The 18,705-nt window shown below is 66.3% G+C and carries 16 protein-coding genes; 9 read left to right on the top strand and 7 right to left on the bottom strand.

Annotated elements, in window-relative coordinates; translation table 11 throughout:
• Positions 1–90: 90 nt before the first annotated feature.
• Together FM104_RS07680 and FM104_RS07685 are read right to left on the bottom strand one after the other, a co-directional pair.
• Complete coding sequence (locus FM104_RS07680) at positions 91–798, bottom strand: YcnI family copper-binding membrane protein (RefSeq protein WP_087130837.1); 708 nt, start codon at positions 796–798, stop codon at positions 91–93.
• A 101-nt stretch (positions 799–899) separates the two neighbouring features.
• Positions 900–1,475 (bottom strand): hypothetical protein, encoded by a 576-nt coding sequence (locus tag FM104_RS07685; protein WP_087130838.1) that lies wholly within the window; start codon positions 1,473–1,475, stop codon positions 900–902.
• An 85-nt stretch (positions 1,476–1,560) separates the two neighbouring features.
• Between FM104_RS07685 and FM104_RS07690 the strand changes: the two genes are divergently transcribed.
• A complete protein-coding gene (locus FM104_RS07690; RefSeq protein ID WP_087130839.1) occupies positions 1,561–2,874 on the top strand; it encodes a M50 family metallopeptidase in 1,314 nt (437 codons plus the stop codon).
• A 21-nt stretch (positions 2,875–2,895) separates the two neighbouring features.
• Here the strand turns inward: FM104_RS07690 and FM104_RS07695 are convergent, their stop codons facing one another.
• Positions 2,896–4,776, bottom strand: coding sequence for a chorismate-binding protein (locus FM104_RS07695; RefSeq protein ID WP_087130840.1), 1,881 nt, complete (start codon positions 4,774–4,776; stop codon positions 2,896–2,898).
• Between the two features lie 226 nt (positions 4,777–5,002).
• Between FM104_RS07695 and ispG the strand changes: the two genes are divergently transcribed.
• Together ispG and FM104_RS07705 are read left to right on the top strand one after the other, a co-directional pair.
• A complete protein-coding gene (gene ispG / locus FM104_RS07700; protein ID WP_179206719.1) occupies positions 5,003–6,154 on the top strand; it encodes a flavodoxin-dependent (E)-4-hydroxy-3-methylbut-2-enyl-diphosphate synthase in 1,152 nt (383 codons plus the stop codon).
• A 5-nt stretch (positions 6,155–6,159) separates the two neighbouring features.
• Positions 6,160–7,014 (top strand): hypothetical protein, encoded by an 855-nt coding sequence (locus FM104_RS07705; RefSeq protein WP_087130842.1) that lies wholly within the window; start codon positions 6,160–6,162, stop codon positions 7,012–7,014.
• 108 nt (positions 7,015–7,122) lie between these two features.
• Here FM104_RS07705 and FM104_RS07710 read toward each other — a convergent pair whose 3' ends face one another.
• The 4 genes from FM104_RS07710 to FM104_RS07725 all read right to left on the bottom strand — a co-directional run bounded on the left by FM104_RS07710 (position 7,123) and on the right by FM104_RS07725 (position 10,700).
• Positions 7,123–7,470, bottom strand: coding sequence for a GntR family transcriptional regulator (locus tag FM104_RS07710; protein ID WP_087130843.1), 348 nt, complete (start codon positions 7,468–7,470; stop codon positions 7,123–7,125).
• The gene (locus tag FM104_RS07715; RefSeq protein WP_087130844.1) at positions 7,467–8,357 is read right to left on the bottom strand and encodes a hypothetical protein; all 891 of its coding nucleotides are present in this window, start codon (positions 8,355–8,357) and stop codon (positions 7,467–7,469) included. Before FM104_RS07715 ends, FM104_RS07710 begins: the two co-directional genes overlap by 4 nt.
• An 82-nt stretch (positions 8,358–8,439) precedes the next feature.
• Positions 8,440–9,285 (bottom strand): phosphotransferase, encoded by an 846-nt coding sequence (locus FM104_RS07720; RefSeq protein ID WP_218778561.1) that lies wholly within the window; start codon positions 9,283–9,285, stop codon positions 8,440–8,442.
• A complete protein-coding gene (locus FM104_RS07725) occupies positions 9,282–10,700 on the bottom strand; it encodes an RNB domain-containing ribonuclease (RefSeq protein WP_087130845.1) in 1,419 nt (472 codons plus the stop codon). The genes FM104_RS07720 and FM104_RS07725 overlap by 4 nt, the downstream gene beginning before the upstream one ends.
• Before the next feature lie 36 nt (positions 10,701–10,736).
• Here FM104_RS07725 and FM104_RS07730 point away from each other — a divergent pair, with 36 nt between their 5' ends.
• The 6 genes from FM104_RS07730 (at position 10,737) to infB (ending at position 18,664) form a co-directional block, all read left to right on the top strand.
• On the top strand, positions 10,737–11,507 hold the full coding sequence (locus FM104_RS07730) for an isocitrate lyase/PEP mutase family protein (protein WP_087130846.1): 771 nt from the start codon (positions 10,737–10,739) through the stop codon (positions 11,505–11,507).
• Between the two features lie 9 nt (positions 11,508–11,516).
• Positions 11,517–13,274 carry a proline--tRNA ligase gene (locus FM104_RS07735; protein WP_087130847.1) on the top strand — a complete coding sequence of 586 codons (1,758 nt, stop codon included), beginning with the start codon at positions 11,517–11,519 and terminating at the stop codon, positions 13,272–13,274.
• A 66-nt stretch (positions 13,275–13,340) separates the two neighbouring features.
• Entirely contained in the window at positions 13,341–14,375 is a 1,035-nt protein-coding gene (locus FM104_RS07740; protein WP_087130848.1) for an LOG family protein, read from the top strand.
• A gap of 118 nt (positions 14,376–14,493) precedes the next feature.
• On the top strand, positions 14,494–15,477 hold the full coding sequence (nusA, locus tag FM104_RS07745; RefSeq protein ID WP_087130849.1) for a transcription termination factor NusA: 984 nt from the start codon (positions 14,494–14,496) through the stop codon (positions 15,475–15,477).
• Positions 15,478–15,531: 54 nt separating this feature from the next.
• Complete coding sequence (locus FM104_RS07750) at positions 15,532–15,804, top strand: YlxR family protein (RefSeq protein ID WP_087130850.1); 273 nt, start codon at positions 15,532–15,534, stop codon at positions 15,802–15,804.
• 94 nt (positions 15,805–15,898) lie between these two features.
• Positions 15,899–18,664, top strand: coding sequence for a translation initiation factor IF-2 (gene infB / locus FM104_RS07755; RefSeq protein WP_256971557.1), 2,766 nt, complete (start codon positions 15,899–15,901; stop codon positions 18,662–18,664).
• Positions 18,665–18,705: the final 41 nt, after the last annotated feature.

The following is an 18,705-nucleotide window of genomic DNA, read 5'->3' on the forward strand; positions in this document are numbered from 1 at the left end:
GGTCTCTGCTCGGATGCGACGTGGCCCGACGCGCGCGATCCGCAAGGGGGCGTGCGCGACCGGCCAATGACCGGCCGCGCACGCGGGGCGTCACGCGCGACGGCGTCGGTACGCGGCGATCGATACGACCAGTGCGACCAGCCCGGCCACGAGGCCGGCAGAGCCGACGATCATGGGAACGGGCGACACGGCGTCATCGGCTGATGCCGCGTCGCCGGCTGGTGCTGTGTGGTCGGCCGCAGGTGTGTCGGAGGGGGCATCGTCGGATGCTGCGCCCGTGTCATGCCCGTGCGCGTCATCGGCTGCAGCTGTGACCTCGACGACCGGAGCCGGCGCGTCGAGGTCGTGCGGGTCCTGGCCCTCCTCAGCTGTTTCGACCCACTCGCTCGAGCCCTCCTCGCAGATCTGCGAGACCGGGAACACCAGCGGACCGATGTCTTTCTCCGCGGGTCGGAAGTTGATGCTCACCGCGCCGCGGAGATCGATCGGAACGGGCCGGACGGCGGTGAACGTCACCGTGGAGACGAACCCGTCATCGCCCTTCTCGACCTGTGCATCCCAGGCGGCATCGAACGTCGGCGACACGGATGCCGCGCCCTCAGGCATCGTGATGCGCAGAGCCGTCGTCGGCGACTCGCCGCAGCCGTGGCTGAACGAGAACGTGAGCAGGGTGGATGTGCCGGACGAGATCGCATCGGGCGACACCCCGACGTGGGCGCTGGCGACGGCGGGGGTGGCGATGACGATTCCAGCGGCGAGGGCGGCGACGAGTGCGCCGCGACGAAGAGTGATGGACATGCGAATTCTCCTGAAGATTGTGTGAGCGGACGGCCATGTGCCGTGCCGCAGCGAATATCGCTGCTCCGAGCCGGGCAGCGGATGAGAGCTGATCGCACAGATCAGCGCCAGGAGAGTGCGGGCGGGCCGCGGCGGCAGACATCGCCCAGGGGAAGCCGCTTCAGCGGCAGGTGAAGCTCGTGGGTGACAGCAGAAGGACGAGGCGCCTGCAGCACGACCAGCAGCTGCGGGGCACGCAGCTGCACGCGGACCCACTGAGCGATGACATGGATCATCGACTCGCCGCGCCAGAGCAGCAGGGTCGTCACGACCGCGGCGATGACGTGCGCGGCGACCATCGGGGCATCCGCATGCGACATGTGCGTCATCGGCGTCAGCGCGCCGACGCTATGCACATGCGGAGCGAGGCCCGCTCCCGACGATGCCGTGCTGCCGGTCGTCTCGAAGACCGTGTGGAACACCCACTGGATCACGGCGACGGCTGCGGCGATGCTCGCGAATCGGGATCGCCGGCCGACCAGCATGGCTGCGAGCGGCGTGAGGAACACCGAGCTCGCGACGATGAGCAGCGGATGCGGCAGCTCGCCGCCGCCGATGGTGTGCGAGAGAGCGGCGATCAGAGTGGCCACTGCAGACGCGGAGGCGCCGCGGGTGATGCGCAGCTGCCTCCGGGTCACCCGATCAGTCTAGGCCCGAGGAAGTCACCGAACAGACGGCGCAAGTCACGGGGGATTCCTAGCCGTCTCGCGATAGCGTGAGCCGGTGGAGATTCTGCTGTACGTGGGCGGCATCCTGTTCATGCTCGTCGGTCTCGGCGTCTCGATCGGATTGCACGAAGTCGGGCACCTCGTGCCTGCGAAGCTCTTCGGCGTGCGCGTCGGCCAGTACATGATCAGCTTCGGACCCCGGCTGTGGTCGAAGCAGATCGGCGAGACCGAGTACGGCTTCAAGGTGCTGCCTCTGGGCGGTTTCATCTCGATGTCGGGCATGTACCCGCCCTCGACGACGAGCGGGCCCGCCAAGGGCATGTTCGCCAGCCTGGTGCAGGATGCACGGTCCGCGAATGACGAGACCATCGCAGACGGTGCCGAGAAACGAGTCTTCTACCGGCTTCCCGTCTTCAAGCGCATCATCGTCATGCTCGGCGGTCCGGTGATGAACCTGCTGCTGGCCATCATGATCTTCACGATCCTGGCATCCGGCATCGGGGTGCAGCAGGCCAGCACGACGATCGCCGAGATCAGCCAGTGCGTTGTTCCGGCAGGCACCTCGCAGACGGCGTGCACGCCCGACGATCCGGCCGCACCGGCCGCCGACTCCGGTTTCCAGCCGGGGGATGTCCTGGTCAGCTTAGACGGCACGGATGTCACGACATTCGCTGAGGCATCGGCGATCATCCAGTCCTCTGCGGGGCGAACGCTCGATGTCGTGGTGCGACGCGACGGCACTGACGTGCCGCTGTCGCTGACCCCTGCTCCCGCACAGCGCGCGGAGACCGACGCCAACGGGCGAGTGGTGCTGGATGCCGATGAGAAACCGGTCATGCACACCGTCGGCTACGCAGGCATCACGGCGCAGCTCGAGTATGCTCGGCAGCCGATCGGCACAGGCACCGACATGGCGATGCAGCAGGCCGGAGCGGTGGCGGGGCTCATCGTCAACCTGCCGGTCAAGCTGTGGGACGTCGGTGTATCGCTCGTCACCGGATCGGAACGCGACCCGAACGGCCCCCTCAGCGTCGTCGGCGTCGGTCGTATCGCCGGTGAGGTGGCGGCGGCAGATGCGCCCGTGCTGAACCGTCTGGTCGTGCTTCTGAACCTGCTGGCAGCGCTCAACATCGCCCTGTTCGTCTTCAACATGGTGCCGCTCCTGCCGCTCGACGGCGGCCACATCGTGGTGGCACTGTGGGACGGCATCAAGCGCGCCTGGGCGAAACTCACGGGTCGCCGCGACCCGAAACCGGTGGACGCGACCAGGCTCGTGCCGCTGACCATCGTCGTCGCGGTGCTGCTGATCGGTATGGGGGCGCTGCTGCTCGTCGCCGACCTGATCCGTCCGATGAATCTGCTCGGCTGATTGCCCTCGCGCCGCAGCGATTCAGTCGAGTGCGTGCGCGATGAGCCGCTCGAGCGTTTCGAGGCCGTCGCGCGAGAGGATCGACTCCAGGTGCCCCTGGATGGAGGCGAAGCGCTCGCCGCGAAGCGCATAGACATCGCCGGTCTCCGCATCAGCCGAGACCTCGGCGTCGCGCACGTGGGTCGTGACGGCGGGGACCCGGGCGGTGAACGTGTTGTAGAAGCCGATCGACGCGTCTGTGCCGAACACCGGCACGGTCTTCTGCACACCCTGGTGCGGGGACGCCAGCGGCACCAGATCGATCCCGATGCTGTCGGCGAGGATCTGGTGACTGAGGCACACAGCCAGCAGCGGAGCACCAGCATCCCGGCGCCGCGCCACGACGTGCTTCATCCGTGCCATGCGCGCGGATGCCTCGTCTCGCGGGTCTCCCGGCCCTGGGCCCGCGACGACGAGATCGGCATCGTCGACGGCCAGGTCGGTCACCGCATCCCAGGCCGCGATCTGCACTTCCAGCCCGAGGTGGCGCAGCTGATGGGCGAGCATCGTGGTGAAGCGATCTTCGGCGTCGACGACGAGAGCGCGAAGACCCGCGAAGCGCTCGGACGAGTGCGTGTTCTGCGGCTGCATCCAGAAATCGGCGAGGCGCGTGTTTCGGGATGCCAGAAGCGCCGCGATCTCGGGATCATCCGCCAGCCGTGCCGGGGCGGGGGCGTCATCGTCGCGCGCTTCGGCGGCGTGATCGCGTTCGATCGCACCGATCGCACCGAGGACTCCCGCGGCCTTGCCGTGTGTCTCGCTGACCTCGCCCGCCGGGTTGGAGTGCCGCACGAGAGTCGCGCCGACCGGTACGCGCAACCGTCCCTGGTCGACGTAGGCCGTGCGGATGAGGATCGGCGCATCCAGGTCGTGTCCGCCGTCATCGTTGGGCGTGAACAGTGCCGCTACTCCCGAGTAGTAACCGCGCGGCCGGCGCTCGTGGCGGTTGATCACGACGCAGGCGTTCTGCATGGGGGAGCCGGTCACCGTCGGTGCGAACATCGTCTCGCGCAGAATGTCGCGTGGGTCGAGCTGGCTCGTGCCGCGGAGCATGTACTCGGTGTGAGTGAGCCGCGACATCTCCTTGAGGTGCGGGCCGGTGATGCGTCCGCCATCCGAGCAGACCTGGCTCATCATCTTCAGTTCTTCGTCGACGACCATGAAGAGCTCTTCGGTCTCCTTCGTCGATGACAGGAATTCGCTCAGCGATGCGCGGGTGGCGCCGCCGGCCGGGTGGCGGAAGGTCCCCGAGATCGGATTCATCGTCACGACGCCCTCCCGGGCGACGACGTGCGCCTCGGGGCTCGCGCCGACTGCGATCTGCCCAGGTGTGATCACGGCGAACGTCCAGTACGCGCCGCGCTCGTGTTCGAGCAGCGCCCGGAACCAGGTGAGTGCAGCCGTGCGGTCGTCGGCGGCGAAGCTAGCCAGGAAGTCGCGGCGGATGACGAAGTTCGCGCCCTCGCCACGGCCGATCTCCTCGGCGATCACCTGCTCGACGATTTCGCCGTAGTCCTCGTCCGAGATGTCGAACCCACGGTCGGTCAAAGCGATCGCATCGTTCGGGAGCGCGGCGATGAGTTCGGCTGTGGCCAGTCGTTCATGCTGATCCACGAGAAGACAGCGCAGCGGCGTGCCGTCGTCCTGCGCCTCGAAGCCGCGTTCGCGGACCTGTCGATACGGCACCATCGCGAAGATCTCACGCGGGCCATCGTCTCCGTCGAGCGGAATATCCGCCAGCAGGTCGACATCGAGGATGTCGCCGGTGAGCAGTTCGGAACCGCCCTCGCGTGCGATCAGCACGAAGGATGCGGTGGGGTCGGCAGTGAGTTCCCGGATGCGATCGGGCAGGGGTGCAGTCATCGGTGTCTCCTGGATTCGGGCATCCGGTGCGGAACGACTCGGTGGAAAAACAAAGACCGCCCCGGAAGGCGGTCTGGTTCTGGTTCGCGAACACACCGCCTAGGAGGCGGGCCACCAGGTGAGGTTCGCGGACATGGGCCGAAAGTATCACACCCCGTGCGCGCCACGGTCGCGTGTGACGGCCCGACTCGGGTCTTCCACATCATCGGCATCGTAGGCTGGTGGGGTGCCAGCAGTGAATCTTGGGATGCCGAAAGTCCCCGAAGTCCTCGCCCCTCGTCGCAAGTCCCGTCAGATCCGGGTCGGCAAGGTGCTCGTCGGCGGCAACGCTCCCGTCAGCGTGCAGTCGATGACGACGACGAAGACGACCGACATCAACGGAACACTGCAGCAGATCGCCGAACTGACAGCATCCGGATGCGAGATCGTGCGTGTGGCCGTGCCCTCGCAGGACGACGCCGATGTTCTGCACATCATCGCGCAGAAGAGTCAGATCCCCGTGATCGCCGACATCCACTTCCAGCCGAAGTACGTGTTCCAGGCGATCGACGCCGGATGCGGTGCCGTACGTGTGAATCCCGGCAACATCCGCAAGTTCGACGACCAGGTCGGCGCCATCGCCGCGGCCGCGAAGGCCGCGAATGTGTCTTTGCGCATCGGCGTGAACGCGGGGTCGCTGGATCCGCGTCTGCTGCAGAAGTACGGCAAGGCGACGGCTGAGGCGCTCGTGGAGAGCGCGGTGTGGGAAGCGTCGCTGTTCGAAGAGCACGATTTCCACGATTTCAAGATCTCCGTCAAGCACAATGACCCCATCGTGATGGTGAAGGCGTACCGTCAGCTCGCCGAGCGAGGCGACTGGCCGCTGCATCTCGGCGTGACCGAGGCGGGGCCCGCGTTCCAGGGCACGATCAAGAGCGCCACGGCATTCGGCATCCTGCTCGGCGAGGGGATCGGTGACACTATCCGCGTCTCGCTGTCTGCGCCGCCGGCCGAAGAGGTCAAGGTCGGGCACCAGATCCTGCAGTCGTTGAACCTTCGCGAACGCAAGCTTGAGATCGTGTCGTGCCCGTCGTGCGGTCGCGCGCAGGTAGACGTCTATTCACTGGCGGATGCCGTCACCGAGGGCCTGAAGGACATGACCGTGCCGCTGCGCGTGGCCGTCATGGGCTGCGTCGTCAACGGCCCGGGTGAGGCGCGCGAGGCTGACCTCGGGGTCGCCTCGGGCAACGGCAAGGGGCAGATCTTCGTCAAGGGCGAGGTCATCAAGACCGTGCCCGAAGCCGACATCGTGCAGACGCTGATCGAAGAGGCGAACCGCATCGCCGCTGAGATGGGTGCGGAGGCCGGCATCGGCACCGCGCAGGTCGTCACCGGCTGACCCGTATGGAATCCACACGCATCACATTTCCGGCCGGTTCGTTGCAGGGTGACGGCGAAGTCCTGATCATCGACCGCGAGATCGCGGTGGTCATCGGCGACGCCACGCCTTTTCATCCCGTCGACCACACCTGGCCGGATCAGCCCGGCGATGTCGGAACGCTCAGCGTCGGCGATGCTCAGGTCGTCGTGACCGAAGCTGTCATGGCCGCGGTGAGTGACGACGGTGTACTCGCCGTCGGTGCAGACATTCCCGTGAAGCGCGGTGCGGACGGCTGGACCTGGCTGGTCGCGCATCGAATTGAAGGTGAGTTGCCGCCGGAGATCTCGGTGGGTTCGGTCGTCACGCTCGAAGTCGATGCTGAGCACCGCGCTGCTCTCAGTCGCGGGCACACGGCCTGCCATCTCGCTTCCCTGGCTCTGGACGCCGTGCTGGCTGATCTGTGGCGCAAAGAGATCGCGATGGATCCGCTCGGCAACCCCGACTTCGAAGGCAAGGCGAACCAGTCGAGCCGGATCCATGCCGATGGCAGTGTCGACGAGTACCGACTCGGCAAGAGCCTGCGCAAAGCCGGCTTCGACTCAGAAGGCTTCGCCGGTTCGGTCGACGAGCGCGAGACTCGCATCAATGCGCTGCTGGCTGAGTGGGTGGCGGCGGGTGGCGAGAGCCGCATCGAGGTCGACGGTCCGAACATCTCCGATCGACGGACCTGGCGATGCGAGTTGCCGGGTGGCGAAGTGGGCTTCCTCTGCGGCGGCACGCATGTGCGCTCGCTGACCGAGTTCGCCGCGATCACCGTCTCGCTGGACCTCAGCGATCCGCAGCTGCTGGTGATGACGACGACGGCCGTTCCTGCCTGATCGGGCGCGCCATAACTCCGCGGATCTACCCAAATCCGCGTGATCTGTGCGGAACCTCTGCGACGTTATGCCGATCTGCGAGGAGCGCCCGAGGCGCATCCGGCCGGATCACCACATCGCCCGCAGGACGCGTTCGGCGTCCACTTGGGTGAGACCGTCCTTCTGAGCGGCGGCAACCAGAGCTCGTGCAGCAGCAGCAACAGGCTTCGAGACTGTGACGGCGGAGCTGCTTACGCGCGTACCCGCGCCTACGCGCGACGTGACAAGCCCGTCTGCTTCCAATTGCCGGTATGCCTTAGCGACGGTGCCGGGCGCCACTCCTAGATCGGAAGCGAGCTGGCGAACCGATGGCAGTCGCTCATCGGCGGCGAGACGCCCAGCGGTGATCAGCCCACGCAATTGGCCGTGGACTTGCTCTGCCGGTGACCCACCAGTAGGCGAGATCGTGATGATCATGCTGCTGATGGTTTTCGTGCCCGCGAATTCGGTATCGCGACCAAGGCGATGAGAAGCCACATCGCGAGGCCGGCTGTCAGCGCTATCTCGCTTCCCCAGTGCAATGCTGGCTCGAGCGCGGCGAAAGGGGGGCCAACTGCGACGGTCCCGAGTTCAGTCGTCGTAGCCTCGCCCCGCACCCCTGCTGTACTCGCGAGGGAGCGAAGAATGACCGAGAGATGCACAAGGATCGATCCTGCTGCTGCTCGGCCGATGCTAGCGGCGCGAATACGTCTTGTGATGGTGTCGGCTACCGCATCGTCCTGCCACGCAGGGCGCGGGATGATCAGCCAGGCCATGACTGTTGCTGCGAGAAGAGCAACCAGCATCCATAGGGCGGGAATCGAGAAATGCCATCCGTAGATCGCGGTCGCTATTGATGTGCCTGTAGTCCCGACCAGGAATTTGTATAGGGCGCGATGGCCTTCGGAATCGACTGTCGATACTGTCCCAGCCGCGATAGTGAAGAGGAGGACAACGACGGTCAGCGCGGTCAGTGTCCAGACCCATCGGAACGTCACGAAGGACAGGAAGGTCCGGCGAGACAAGTGGGAATGAGTGGTCGTCCGAGCCTTGGACCGCGGAATGCTCAACAGAAGCACTGCGAGGATCCCCAGCCCGAGAGGCAGAATCGCGGTGATTGACAGGTCGGAGAGAAAAGGCACCCGCCATGCGGCGCGTGACACGACGATAGCTGCTGCCGGGATAACCCCGGCGAGCACGGTCAGGACCGAGACGATTCGCCCGAGCCGGGGCACTGGCTGCATGACGACGAACCGAATGACGACAGCTCCCAGCAGCGCGATCGTCGGAGCCGCACCGAGCACGATCAGCGGATAAACTCCCATGTGCTTTCCTCCTTAATGTGTCATACCACTGACACATAATGTATCAACGTGCTGATACGGTGTCGAGGGCAAATGGAATCCTTCAGTGCATTCGTTGCAGCGCGTCTGCCAGCATCCGATGGCCTTGTGCTTCAAACTCCTCATCGCCGACCTGAAACGCCCAGCAGGTAGTGCCGACGGCTTCGCGCAGCGTGGCCATCCGCCAGCGATCGCCATCGCGTGGGTCCTGACCATACGCTTCGAAGAAGGCCGACTCCACCTCCGGGTGACGCTGCCACTGCTGTGCGGCCAGGCGCACAAGATCCGTCGCAGCCGGGCGGAAAGCGAAGCGCCCGAAGTCGATCACTCGCACGGTGCCGTCATCGACCAGCCAGTTGCGTGGCTGCCAGTCGCCGTGCGTCGGCACGAGATCGACGGGCGGCGCAGCATCCGTTTCGAGGATGTGCTTCGCCTCCGCGGCGATGGGTTGCTCAATCCGATGCGGACCCTCAAGCCAGACCAGAGCACGAGCGTTCACCCGGGCCTCGTACTCCTCGTCGACGCAGGATTCCTGGCTGTGCAGACGCTGCAGGAGCCCGCCCGCCTGCGCATACGTGGACGGATGCCATTCAGCATCCGATCCCTCCACAAGCCGCCCAGGCAGATACTCAAGCAGCATCACCCGCTCCTCTGGCAGCGAATCGATCAGGCGCGCGGCGTGCCCGCTGTCGACCAGCGCTGACGTCCAGCCGTCGTGTGCGGCGATCTCCCGATCGATGTGATGGTTGCTGGCGTCACCGGCTTTCACCACATAGTCGTGGGCGCCATCGCGCACCTGCAGCACGGTCGACGCCATGATGCCCCACGACATGTCTCGCACCAGGAATGTGCCAGGCAGACGCGACCGCACCCATGCGGCTTGCGCCTTGGCGAGACCCCAGTCGCTCACGCCGCGAACTCGACCTCGCCCTTGGCGATGTTCGTCCGCACCAGCCGCACCGATACCGTCGTTCCCGGGACTGTTCCGGTGGGCACGGAAGCAGTCGCGGTCACAGCTGGGTCGGCGATCTGGATGGCTGCACGCTCATCTCCGCGCAGCTCGATGACTGTCGCATCGACGGTGGTGCCGACGAGCGGATGCAGCAGGGCGGCCTCGACCCGATTGAGCGTGTCTGCATTCAGGCGGGATGCCCGCTGACCGGACTCCTGCATGAGCGCAGGCAGCGTCTCCAGCGACGAGCGCGCCCACTCCGGAGCCTCGTCGCCCTTCGACACCGCGAGACAGATCGCAAGCGACCAGCGGTCCACGAGCCTCCGCAGCGGTGCCGTCGCATGCGCGTAAGACGCACCGATCGCCGCCTGCTCGATATCTGCCGGCACCTGTCCGTCGAAGGTGACGTATCCGGCGCCGCGGAACAGCGACGCCGCTGCCTCGAGCACTGGCAGCGTCATCGGGTCAGCCTTGTCGAGTCCGCGCAGGAACTCGCCGTACTGCCCGGTCGTCCATGGTCGACCGAGCGCCTCGGTCTGACGACGGAACGTGTCGAACGCGCGCTCATCGGGCTGCGGCATCGTACGCAGCACACCGACCTTCGCCCCGAGCATGAGTTCGGCCGCCGCCATCCCCGTCATCAGGGAGAGATGCGCGTTCCATTCCTCGATCGGCAGGGGATGGCGTCGTTCGATGTCATAGGTGCCGTCCTTACGCTGCACGACCTCTTCGTCGGGGAGGTTGAGGCTCGCACCCCCGCGCTCGCTCTCCTGCGCCTGCCGCAGCGCACCGATCTCGCCCAGAAGCGCCAGCGGACCGTCATCGCCGCGATCCATCTCCGCCTGCGCCGATGCGTAGTCAAGCTTTGCTCGCGACTTCATGAGCGCGCGTTCCAAGCGAAAATCAGTGACGGCGCCGGCGTCGTCCAGCGAGAACGTCCACACCAGCGCGGGGCGCTCAACGTCAGGCAGAAGTGAAGCTCGCCCCTCAGAGAGTGCGACGGGATGCAGCGGAATGTTTCCGTCAGCCAGGTACAGCGTCTGTCCTCGCTGACGCGCTTCAGCGTCGACCGCGCCGCCCGGGGTCACGAAGCCCGGCACGTCTGCGATCGCGTATCGCACCTGAAATCCGGTGCTGGCGCGCTCGAGGTGGAAGGCCTGATCCAGATCCATCGAGCCGAGCGGATCCAGCGTGGCAAAGGGCACATCACGCAGGTCCAGCTCGGGTTCCGGGGCTGTCGCCGACTCGGCCTCCGCGAGAGCCGCCGGCGAGAACGTCGTCGGCGATTCGATATCGGCCCGCAGCTCGGCGAGGGCGGCAGCCAGTTCGCTCTGCTCGGCGGACGGGGCTACGTGCGATCGGCGCTGAGGCATGGATCCACCCTACGCACGGCCCGCTACGGTGGAGGTATGACAAGCGCAGACAAGGCCCGCACACTGATCGATCTCTACGAGGCACCGGAGATCCTCCGCGTCGTGAATGTGTGGGATGCCGTGTCGGCGAAGGCGATCGCGGCTCTCCCCGAGACCCGTGCGCTCGCCACCGCAGGTCACTCGATCGCGGCGACCTTCGGCTACGCCGACGGGCAGATTCCGCGTGACATCATGATCGACTTCGTCGGGCGCATCGCCGCAGCCGTCGACCTGCCCGTCTCCGCCGACCTCGACGACGGCTACGGCGACGCGGGCGAGACCACGCGTCTCGCTATCGGCGTCGGCATCGTCGGCGCCAATATCGAAGATCGTCTGAAGCCCCTCGACGAGTCCGTCGCGCAGGTCGAAGCGATCGTCAAGGCTGGAGAAGCCGAAGGCGTGCCGTTCGCGCTCAACGCCCGGACGGATGCCATCGTGCGCGGCGGCGACAAGCCGCTCGCCGAGAAGCTGGCGGATGCTGTCGCCCGCGGCCGTGCCTATCTCGACGCCGGCGCAACCGCCGTATTCGTGCCCGGCGTGCTCGACGCCGACGCGACCCGCACTCTGGTCGAGGGAATCGGAGCCGGAAAGGTGAGCGTCATCGGCCTGCCGGGAGCACTCACCGCCACTGAGTACGAGCAGCTGGGGGTGAGCCGCATCTCCTACGGCCCGATGACGCAGCGCGTCGCACTGACGGCGCTGCAGGATCTCGCCACTGATCTGTACGCGAGCGGTGCGATTCCAGAGGGCACTCGCGCACTCAACTAGAATCAGGGCGTGGTCACTCGTCTATCGAACTTCTTTCTCCGTACGCTCCGTGAAGACCCGGCTGGCGCCGAGGTCGCCAGCCACAAGCTGCTGATCCGTGCCGGGTACATCCGGCCGCAGGCAGCCGGCATCTTCGCGTGGCTGCCGCTCGGCCTGCGCGTGAAAGCGAAGATCGAGACGGTTGTACGCGAGGAGATGGCCGCGGCCGGTGCGCAGGAAGTGCACTTCCCGGCTCTGATGCCTCGCGAGGCCTACGAGGCGACCGGTCGGTGGGAGGAGTACGGCGACCTGCTGTTCCGCTTGCAGGATCGCAAGGGCGGCGACTACCTGCTCGCCCCCACTCACGAAGAGGCGTTCACCCTGCTGGTGAAAGACCTGTACTCGTCGTACAAGGATCTGCCGCTGACGCTCTACCAGATCCAGGACAAGTACCGCGATGAGGCCCGTCCGCGTGCAGGGCTGCTGCGCGGCCGCGAATTCACCATGAAGGACGCCTACTCGTTCGACGCGTCGGATGAGGGTCTCGACGCCAGCTACCAGGCGCAGCGCGACGCCTACGAGCGCATCTTCCAGCGTCTCGGTCTGGAATACGTGATCGTGCAGGCGGATGCGGGCGCCATGGGCGGCTCGCGCAGCGAGGAATTCCTGCACCCCACGCCCGTAGGCGAAGACACCTTCGTGCGCAGCGAAGGGGGCTACGCCGCCAACGTCGAGGCCTACACGACCACTCCTCCTGAAGCCGTCGGCTGGGACGACGTCGCCGCTGCCGCGATCTACGAGTCACCGGACACACCGACCATCGAGACGCTCGTGGCGCACTCGAACGCTGTGCTCGACGGCGAGTACACGGCTGCCGACACGCTCAAGAACGTCGTTCTCGCACTGACGCACATCGATGGCACCCGTGAACTCGTGATCGTCGGCCTCCCCGGTGATCGCGATGTCGATATGAAGCGCGCCGAAGTCGCTTTCGCCCCGGCGGAGATCGAACCGGCCACGGATGCCGACTTCGAGAAGCACCCGCTGCTCGTTCGCGGCTACATCGGGCCGTGGTCCGAGACCGGCCCCGTTCTCGGCGAGGAGTCCGCCACCGGCATCCGCTACCTCGTCGATCCTCGAGTCGCCGACGGCACCCGCTGGATCACCGGCGCCAACATCGACCAGAAGCACGTGCACACGGTCGTCGCCGGCCGCGACTTCGTCGCCGACGGCACCGTCGAGATCGCGAACGTCCGCGAAGGCGACCCGGCTCCCGACGGTTCCGGCCCGGTGTGGCTCGCGAAGGGCATGGAGATCGGTCACGTCTTCCAGCTCGGCCGCAAGTACGCCGAGGCGCTCGGGCTGAAGGTGCTCAACGAGAACGGCAAGCTGGTCACCGTGACGATGGGCTCGTACGGCATCGGCGTCACCCGCATCCTCGCGATCATCGCCGAGCTCAACAACGACGACAAAGGCCTCATCTGGCCGGCATCCGTCGCGCCGTTCGACGTGCATGTCGTCGCAGCCGGTCGCGACCAGATCGCCTTCGACGTCGCGGAGAGCATCGCCGTTCAGCTCGAGGCAGCGCGTCTGGACGTGCTGTATGACGACCGCGTGAAGGTGTCGCCCGGTGTGAAGTTCGGCGATGCCGAACTCGTCGGCGTGCCGAAGATCGTGATCGTCGGACGCGGCGCAGCCGAGGGCCAGGTCGAGCTGTGGGATCGCGCCACCGGCGAGCGCGATTCGGTTTCGGTCGAGGATGCTATCGCGCGGCTGACCGCGCCGTGATCGCGCGCTGACCCACGGCGGCGGTGCACGGACTGCGAGAGCGCGGGCTGTGACAGTCTGGGAGGCATGACCGATGCCTCTCTGAACGACGACCTGCGTCACGAACTCACCGCCCTGCTGGATCAGGCGGGGATCCGCGCGGAGCGAGGGCTGATCATGCGGATGCTGCAGACCGCGCTCAGGCTCGGCATGGAGAACACCGACCGACTCGACCTCAAGATCGCCTCCGCGGCGCTCGGCGAGATGCATGACGCATTCCAGTTGTTCCAGCCGTTTCACCAGGTGCCGAAGGTCACGGTGTTCGGCTCTGCCCGCACTCTGCAGGACGATCCGCTGTACGTGCACGCACGTGATGTCGCGGCGGCGCTGGCCGAGGATGGCTGGATGGTCGTGACGGGTGCAGGGCCGGGGATCATGCAGGCGGCTGCAGAGGGCGCCGGTTCGAAGATGTCGCTCGGGGTGTCGATCCGGCTGCCGTTCGAAGAGAAGGCGAACTCGATCGTCGTCGAGAACGAGCAAGTCGTCTCGATGAAGTACTTCTTCACCCGCAAGCTCATGCTCATCAAGGAATCCCGCGGCTTCATCTGCCTCCCCGGCGGGTTCGGCACGATGGATGAGATGTTCGAGCTGCTCACCCTGCAGCAGACGGGCAAGGCAGTGCCGGTGCCGATCGTGCTGCTCGACGAGCCGGGCGGAACGTTCTGGCAGGGGCTGAAGACCTATGTGGAGGAGCACCTCGTGCCGGCAGGCGTGATCTCGGCGAACGATCTCGATCGGGTGCTCATCACTGATTCGGTCACCGACGCCGTGTCGAACATCACCGGTTTCTGGCACAACTACGACTCACTCCGGTGGGTCGATGATCGCCTGATCGTGCGTCTGGTGCACGAGCCGACGGATGCGGAGATCGCCAGTCTGAATGAGCGCTTCGCGAACATGTGCGCACACGGAGAGATCGAGCGCACCGAGGCTCTGGCCGTGGAACGCAGCGATGGCGACGTGGTCGACCTGCCGCGGCTGGCGCTCTACCTCGAACAGCGCACCGTCGGGTCACTGTTCGCGCTCATCCGCGCCATCAACGAGCTGCCCTCCGCGCAGTGAGCAGATCTGCCGGTCGTGACCGGCGCGCGACACGCTGACGGCATCCGGAGTCGGCTATCCTGTTCTGATGCCCCGCGGAGTCATCTCGCGCGGTGAGAGCTTAATAGGGAGGCCGCTGATGGACATCGAACTCGGACTGCTGCGCGGAATCGAGAAGGAGAAGGCGATCCCCTTCGACGAACTCGTGTCGATCATCGAGCAGGCGATTCTCACAGCCTACGGAAAGCACGTCTCTGAAGACGGTGCTGTGCCGGAGGGCGTTCGTGTGGAACTCGACCGCAAGACCGGCCACGTGGCGGTCCTGCAGCCGGTGCGCGATGAAGAGGACGCGATCATCGGCGAAGAGGAGACGACGCCGGACAACTTCGGTCGCATCGCCGCCTACGCAGCCAAGCAGGTCATCAGCCAGCGGCTGAGAGACATCGCCGACGAAGCCGTGCTGGGCGAGTTCCGCGGCAAGGAAGGCGACATCGTCGCCGGCGTCATTCAGCAGGGGCCGAACCCCCGGATGATCCATGTCGATCTGGGCAGTGTCGAGGCGATCCTTCCTCCGGAAGAGCAGGTTCCAGGCGAAGAGTACGCGCACGGCTCGCGGTTGCGCGTGTACGTCACCAGTGTCGCGAAGGGAGCCAAGGGTCCGGCGATCACCGTGTCGCGCACGCACCCCGGGCTCGTCCGCAAGCTGTTCGCGCTGGAGGTTCCTGAGATCGCTGCAGGGCTCGTCGAGATCGTCTCGCTCGCTCGAGAAGCCGGACACCGCACCAAGATCGCAGTGCGGGCCAATGACTCGTCCGTCAACGCCAAGGGGTCGTGCATCGGCGAGATGGGGCGGCGCGTGCGCGCGGTCACAGAAGAGCTCGCCGGGGAGAAGATCGACATCGTCGACTACCACGTCGACCTCGCGACCTTCGTCGCCAACGCTCTCTCGCCTGCGAAGGTCACCTCGGCGTTCATGCTGGACACGAACACCAAGGCCGTGCGAGCGCTGGTTCCCGACTACCAGCTGTCGCTGGCGATCGGCAAGGAGGGTCAGAATGCGCGACTGGCCGCAAAGCTGACCGGTGCCAAGATCGATATCCAGCCCGACAGCGTGATGGAGTGATCCTCGGTCGGTGCTGCGGAGCGCTGAATCCGGATCTCAGCCACGAGGTGTAACATGGACCCTGTACGAACGTGTGTCGGTTGCCGCGGTCGTGCCTCTAGAGCCGCTCTGATCAGAGTGGTGGTGCAGAACAACAACCTCGTCCTCGATGAGCGAGCTGTCCTGCCCGGGCGAGGCGCGTGGTTGCATCCGACACCCGAATGCTTCGATGCCGCAATGCGGCGCCGGGCTTTCGCACGAGCACTCCGCGTACCGCATGTCATCGGGTTTCCCGAGGCGGCGGACGCGCAGACCATCGAACAGTACTGCTCGAAGAACAAAGGCTGAACGGCTATGGAAACAAAGTGAACGGCTCGAAATGAGTCCCGTCACCGACTAGTGGTCTGCCCTGCCTGGGCGGACCGACCCAGACAGGAGAATTGTGGCTGCCAAACCACGTGTGCATGAGATCGCCGCTGAACTCGGCGTCGATAGCAAGTTCGCACTTGCCAAGCTCAAGGAGCTCGGCGAGTTCGTGAAGAGCCCGTCTTCGACGGTGGAGCCCCCGGTGGCGCGCAAGCTGCGCGCCGCGATCGAGGCCGACCCGAAGGCGAAGGCCAGCGAAAAGACCGAGACCAAGCCCGCAGCGAAGCCTGCCGCGAAGTCCGCGTCCAAGGCGCCGACACCCGGGCCCAAGCCCGGTCCGGCGAAGAAGGCCCCCGAGGCTGAGGCCCCCGTTGCCGAGACGCCGGCTGCACCGGCGCCCGCCGCACCGGCCCCGGCATCCGAGCCGAGCGCACCCGCGTCTGACGCGCCTGCATCTGACGCGCCCAAGCCAGGCGGGCACGCGCCCAAGCCCGGCGGAGCGCCCAAGCCGGGTGCCCCTCGCCCCGGAAACAACCCCTTCTCATCTGCACAGGGGATGGGCTCGCGTCCGGCGGGTCCGCGTCCGGGCAACAATCCTTTCGCTTCTCAGCAGGGTATGGGCCAGCGTCCGACGCCAGGCAACATCCCGCGTCCGCAGGCACCCCGTGCCGACTCTCCGCGCATCGGCGCACCCCGTCCGGGTCGCCCCGGTGGCGGTCGCGGCGGTCCCGGTGGTCGTCCCGGTGGCGCACCGTTCCAGCAGCGTCCAGGTGGTCCCGGCCGTCCTGGCGCGGGTGCAGGAGCCGGTGGTGGCCCCGGTGGTCAGCGTCCGGGTGGCGGCTTCGCCGGTCGCCCGGGTGGCGGTGGCGGCCGTGGCCGTGGGCCCGGCGGTGGTACCGCGGGTGCCTTCGGCAAGGGCGGCGGCAAGAGCAAGCAGCGCAAGTCGCGGCGGGCGAAACGCCAAGAATTCGAGATGCGGTCGGCGCCGGTCGTCGGCGGCATCAACGTCTCCAAGGGCAATGGCGAGACCATTCGCCTGCGTCGCGGCGCATCCATCGCCGACTTCGCTGACAAGCTCGAGGCGCTGCGCGGATACACCGTGCAGCCCGGCACGCTCGTCACGATCCTCTTCAACCTCGGCGAGATGGCCACGGCCACCGAGTCGCTGGACGAGGCCACGTTCGAGGTTCTCGGAGCCGAACTCGGCTACAAGATCCAGATGGTCTCGCCCGAGGACGAGGACAAGGAGCTCCTCGAGGGCTTCGGTCTGAACCTCGAGCAGGAGCTCGAGGAAGAGGACGACGACGACCTCGAGATCCGTCCGCCTGTGGTCACGGTCATGGGTCACGTCGACCACGGTAAGACCCGCCTTCTCGACGCGATTCGCAAGACGACCGTCATCGAGGGCGAGGCCGGCGGCATCACCCAGCACATCGGTGCCTACCAGGTGTGGACCGAGCACGAGGACGTCGAGCGCGCCATCACCTTCATCGACACCCCCGGTCACGAGGCGTTCACCGCCATGCGTGCTCGTGGTGCGCAGGTCACCGACCTCGCGATCCTCGTGGTCGCAGCCGACGACGGCATCATGCCGCAGACGGTCGAGGCGCTGAACCACGCCCAGGCCGCCGGTGTGCCGATCGTGGTCGCGGTGAACAAGGTGGACAAGCCGGAGGCGAACCCCTCCAAGGTGCGTCAGCAGCTCACGGAATACGGCCTGGTCGCAGAGGAGTTCGGTGGCGACGTCATGTTCGTCGACGTCTCGGCGCGTCAGGGCACCGGCATCCAGGAGCTCCTCGACGCCGTGCTGCTCGTCGCGGACGCAGGTCTTGACCTGACGGCCAACCCGAACAAATCTGCTCGCGGTGTCGCCATCGAGGCGAAGCTCGACAAGGGCCGTGGCTCGATCGCCACCGTGCTCATCCAGTCGGGAACGCTGCATGTCGGCGACTCGATCGTGGCCGGAACGGCCTACGGCCGCGTCCGCGCCATGCTCGACGAGAACGGTGACTCCGTCGAGTTCGCCGCACCGTCGCGTCCTGTCCAGGTGCAGGGCCTCAACTCAGTGCCCCGCGCCGGCGACGTCTTCATCGTCACCGAGGAAGACCGCATGGCGCGTCAGATCGCTGAGAAGCGCGAAGCCGTCGAGCGCAACGCCCTGCTGGCCAAGGCCCGCAAGCGCATCTCGCTCGAGGACTTCACCCGTGCACTCGAAGAGGGCAAGGTCGAGACGCTCAACCTCATCATCAAGGGCGACGTCTCCGGTGCTGTCGAAGCGCTGGAAGAGTCGCTGCTCAAGATCGAGGTCGACGACTCGGTGCAGTTGCGCATCATCCACCGCGGCGTCGGTGCTGTCACCGAATCCGATGTGAACCTGGCAACGATCGACAACGCGATCATCGTCGGATTCAACGTCCGCCCGGATGCCAAGGCCCGTGAGGCTGCGGCTCGCGAAGGCGTGGATGTCCGGTTCTACTCGGTCATCTACTCGGCGATCGACGAGATCGAGAGCTCGCTCAAGGGCATGCTCAAGCCGGAGTTCGAAGAGGTCCAGTCCGGTGTCGCCGAGATCCGCGAGGTATTCCGCTCCTCGAAGTTCGGCAACATCGCCGGTGTCATCGTGCGGTCGGGAACGATCACGCGCAACGCCAAGGCTCGCATCATCCGCGACGGCGTCGTGCTCGCCGATGGCCTCGCCATCGAATCGCTGCGTCGGTTCAAGGACGACGTCACCGAGGTGCGCACGGACTACGAAGCCGGTATCGGCCTCGGCAAGTTCAACGACATCCAGGTCGGCGACGAGATCGAGACCACGGAAATGATTGAGAAGCCTCGCGGCTGATCTGATCTGATCGATGAGGGGCGCCTGCGGGCGCCCCTCAC

It is taken from the genome of Microbacterium esteraromaticum (assembly GCF_900163815.1).
In the GTDB taxonomy this organism is placed as follows: Bacteria; Actinomycetota; Actinomycetes; order Actinomycetales; family Microbacteriaceae; genus Microbacterium; species Microbacterium esteraromaticum_B.

What these genes read in the sequence shown, in the direction of transcription:
- FM104_RS07680 (WP_087130837.1), bottom strand. Translation starts at nt 798, where the DNA reads ATGTCCATCACTCTTCGTCGCGGCGCACTCGTCGCCGCCCTCGCCGCT.
- FM104_RS07695 (WP_087130840.1), bottom strand. Translation starts at nt 4,776, where the DNA reads ATGACTGCACCCCTGCCCGATCGCATCCGGGAACTCACTGCCGACCCC.
- FM104_RS07705 (WP_087130842.1), top strand. Translation starts at nt 6,160, where the DNA reads ATGGAATCCACACGCATCACATTTCCGGCCGGTTCGTTGCAGGGTGAC.
- FM104_RS07710 (WP_087130843.1), bottom strand. Translation starts at nt 7,470, where the DNA reads ATGATCATCACGATCTCGCCTACTGGTGGGTCACCGGCAGAGCAAGTC.
- FM104_RS07715 (WP_087130844.1), bottom strand. Translation starts at nt 8,357, where the DNA reads ATGGGAGTTTATCCGCTGATCGTGCTCGGTGCGGCTCCGACGATCGCG.
- FM104_RS07725 (WP_087130845.1), bottom strand. Translation starts at nt 10,700, where the DNA reads ATGCCTCAGCGCCGATCGCACGTAGCCCCGTCCGCCGAGCAGAGCGAA.
- FM104_RS07730 (WP_087130846.1), top strand. Translation starts at nt 10,737, where the DNA reads ATGACAAGCGCAGACAAGGCCCGCACACTGATCGATCTCTACGAGGCA.
- FM104_RS07740 (WP_087130848.1), top strand. Translation starts at nt 13,341, where the DNA reads ATGACCGATGCCTCTCTGAACGACGACCTGCGTCACGAACTCACCGCC.
- nusA (WP_087130849.1), top strand. Translation starts at nt 14,494, where the DNA reads ATGGACATCGAACTCGGACTGCTGCGCGGAATCGAGAAGGAGAAGGCG.
- FM104_RS07750 (WP_087130850.1), top strand. Translation starts at nt 15,532, where the DNA reads ATGGACCCTGTACGAACGTGTGTCGGTTGCCGCGGTCGTGCCTCTAGA.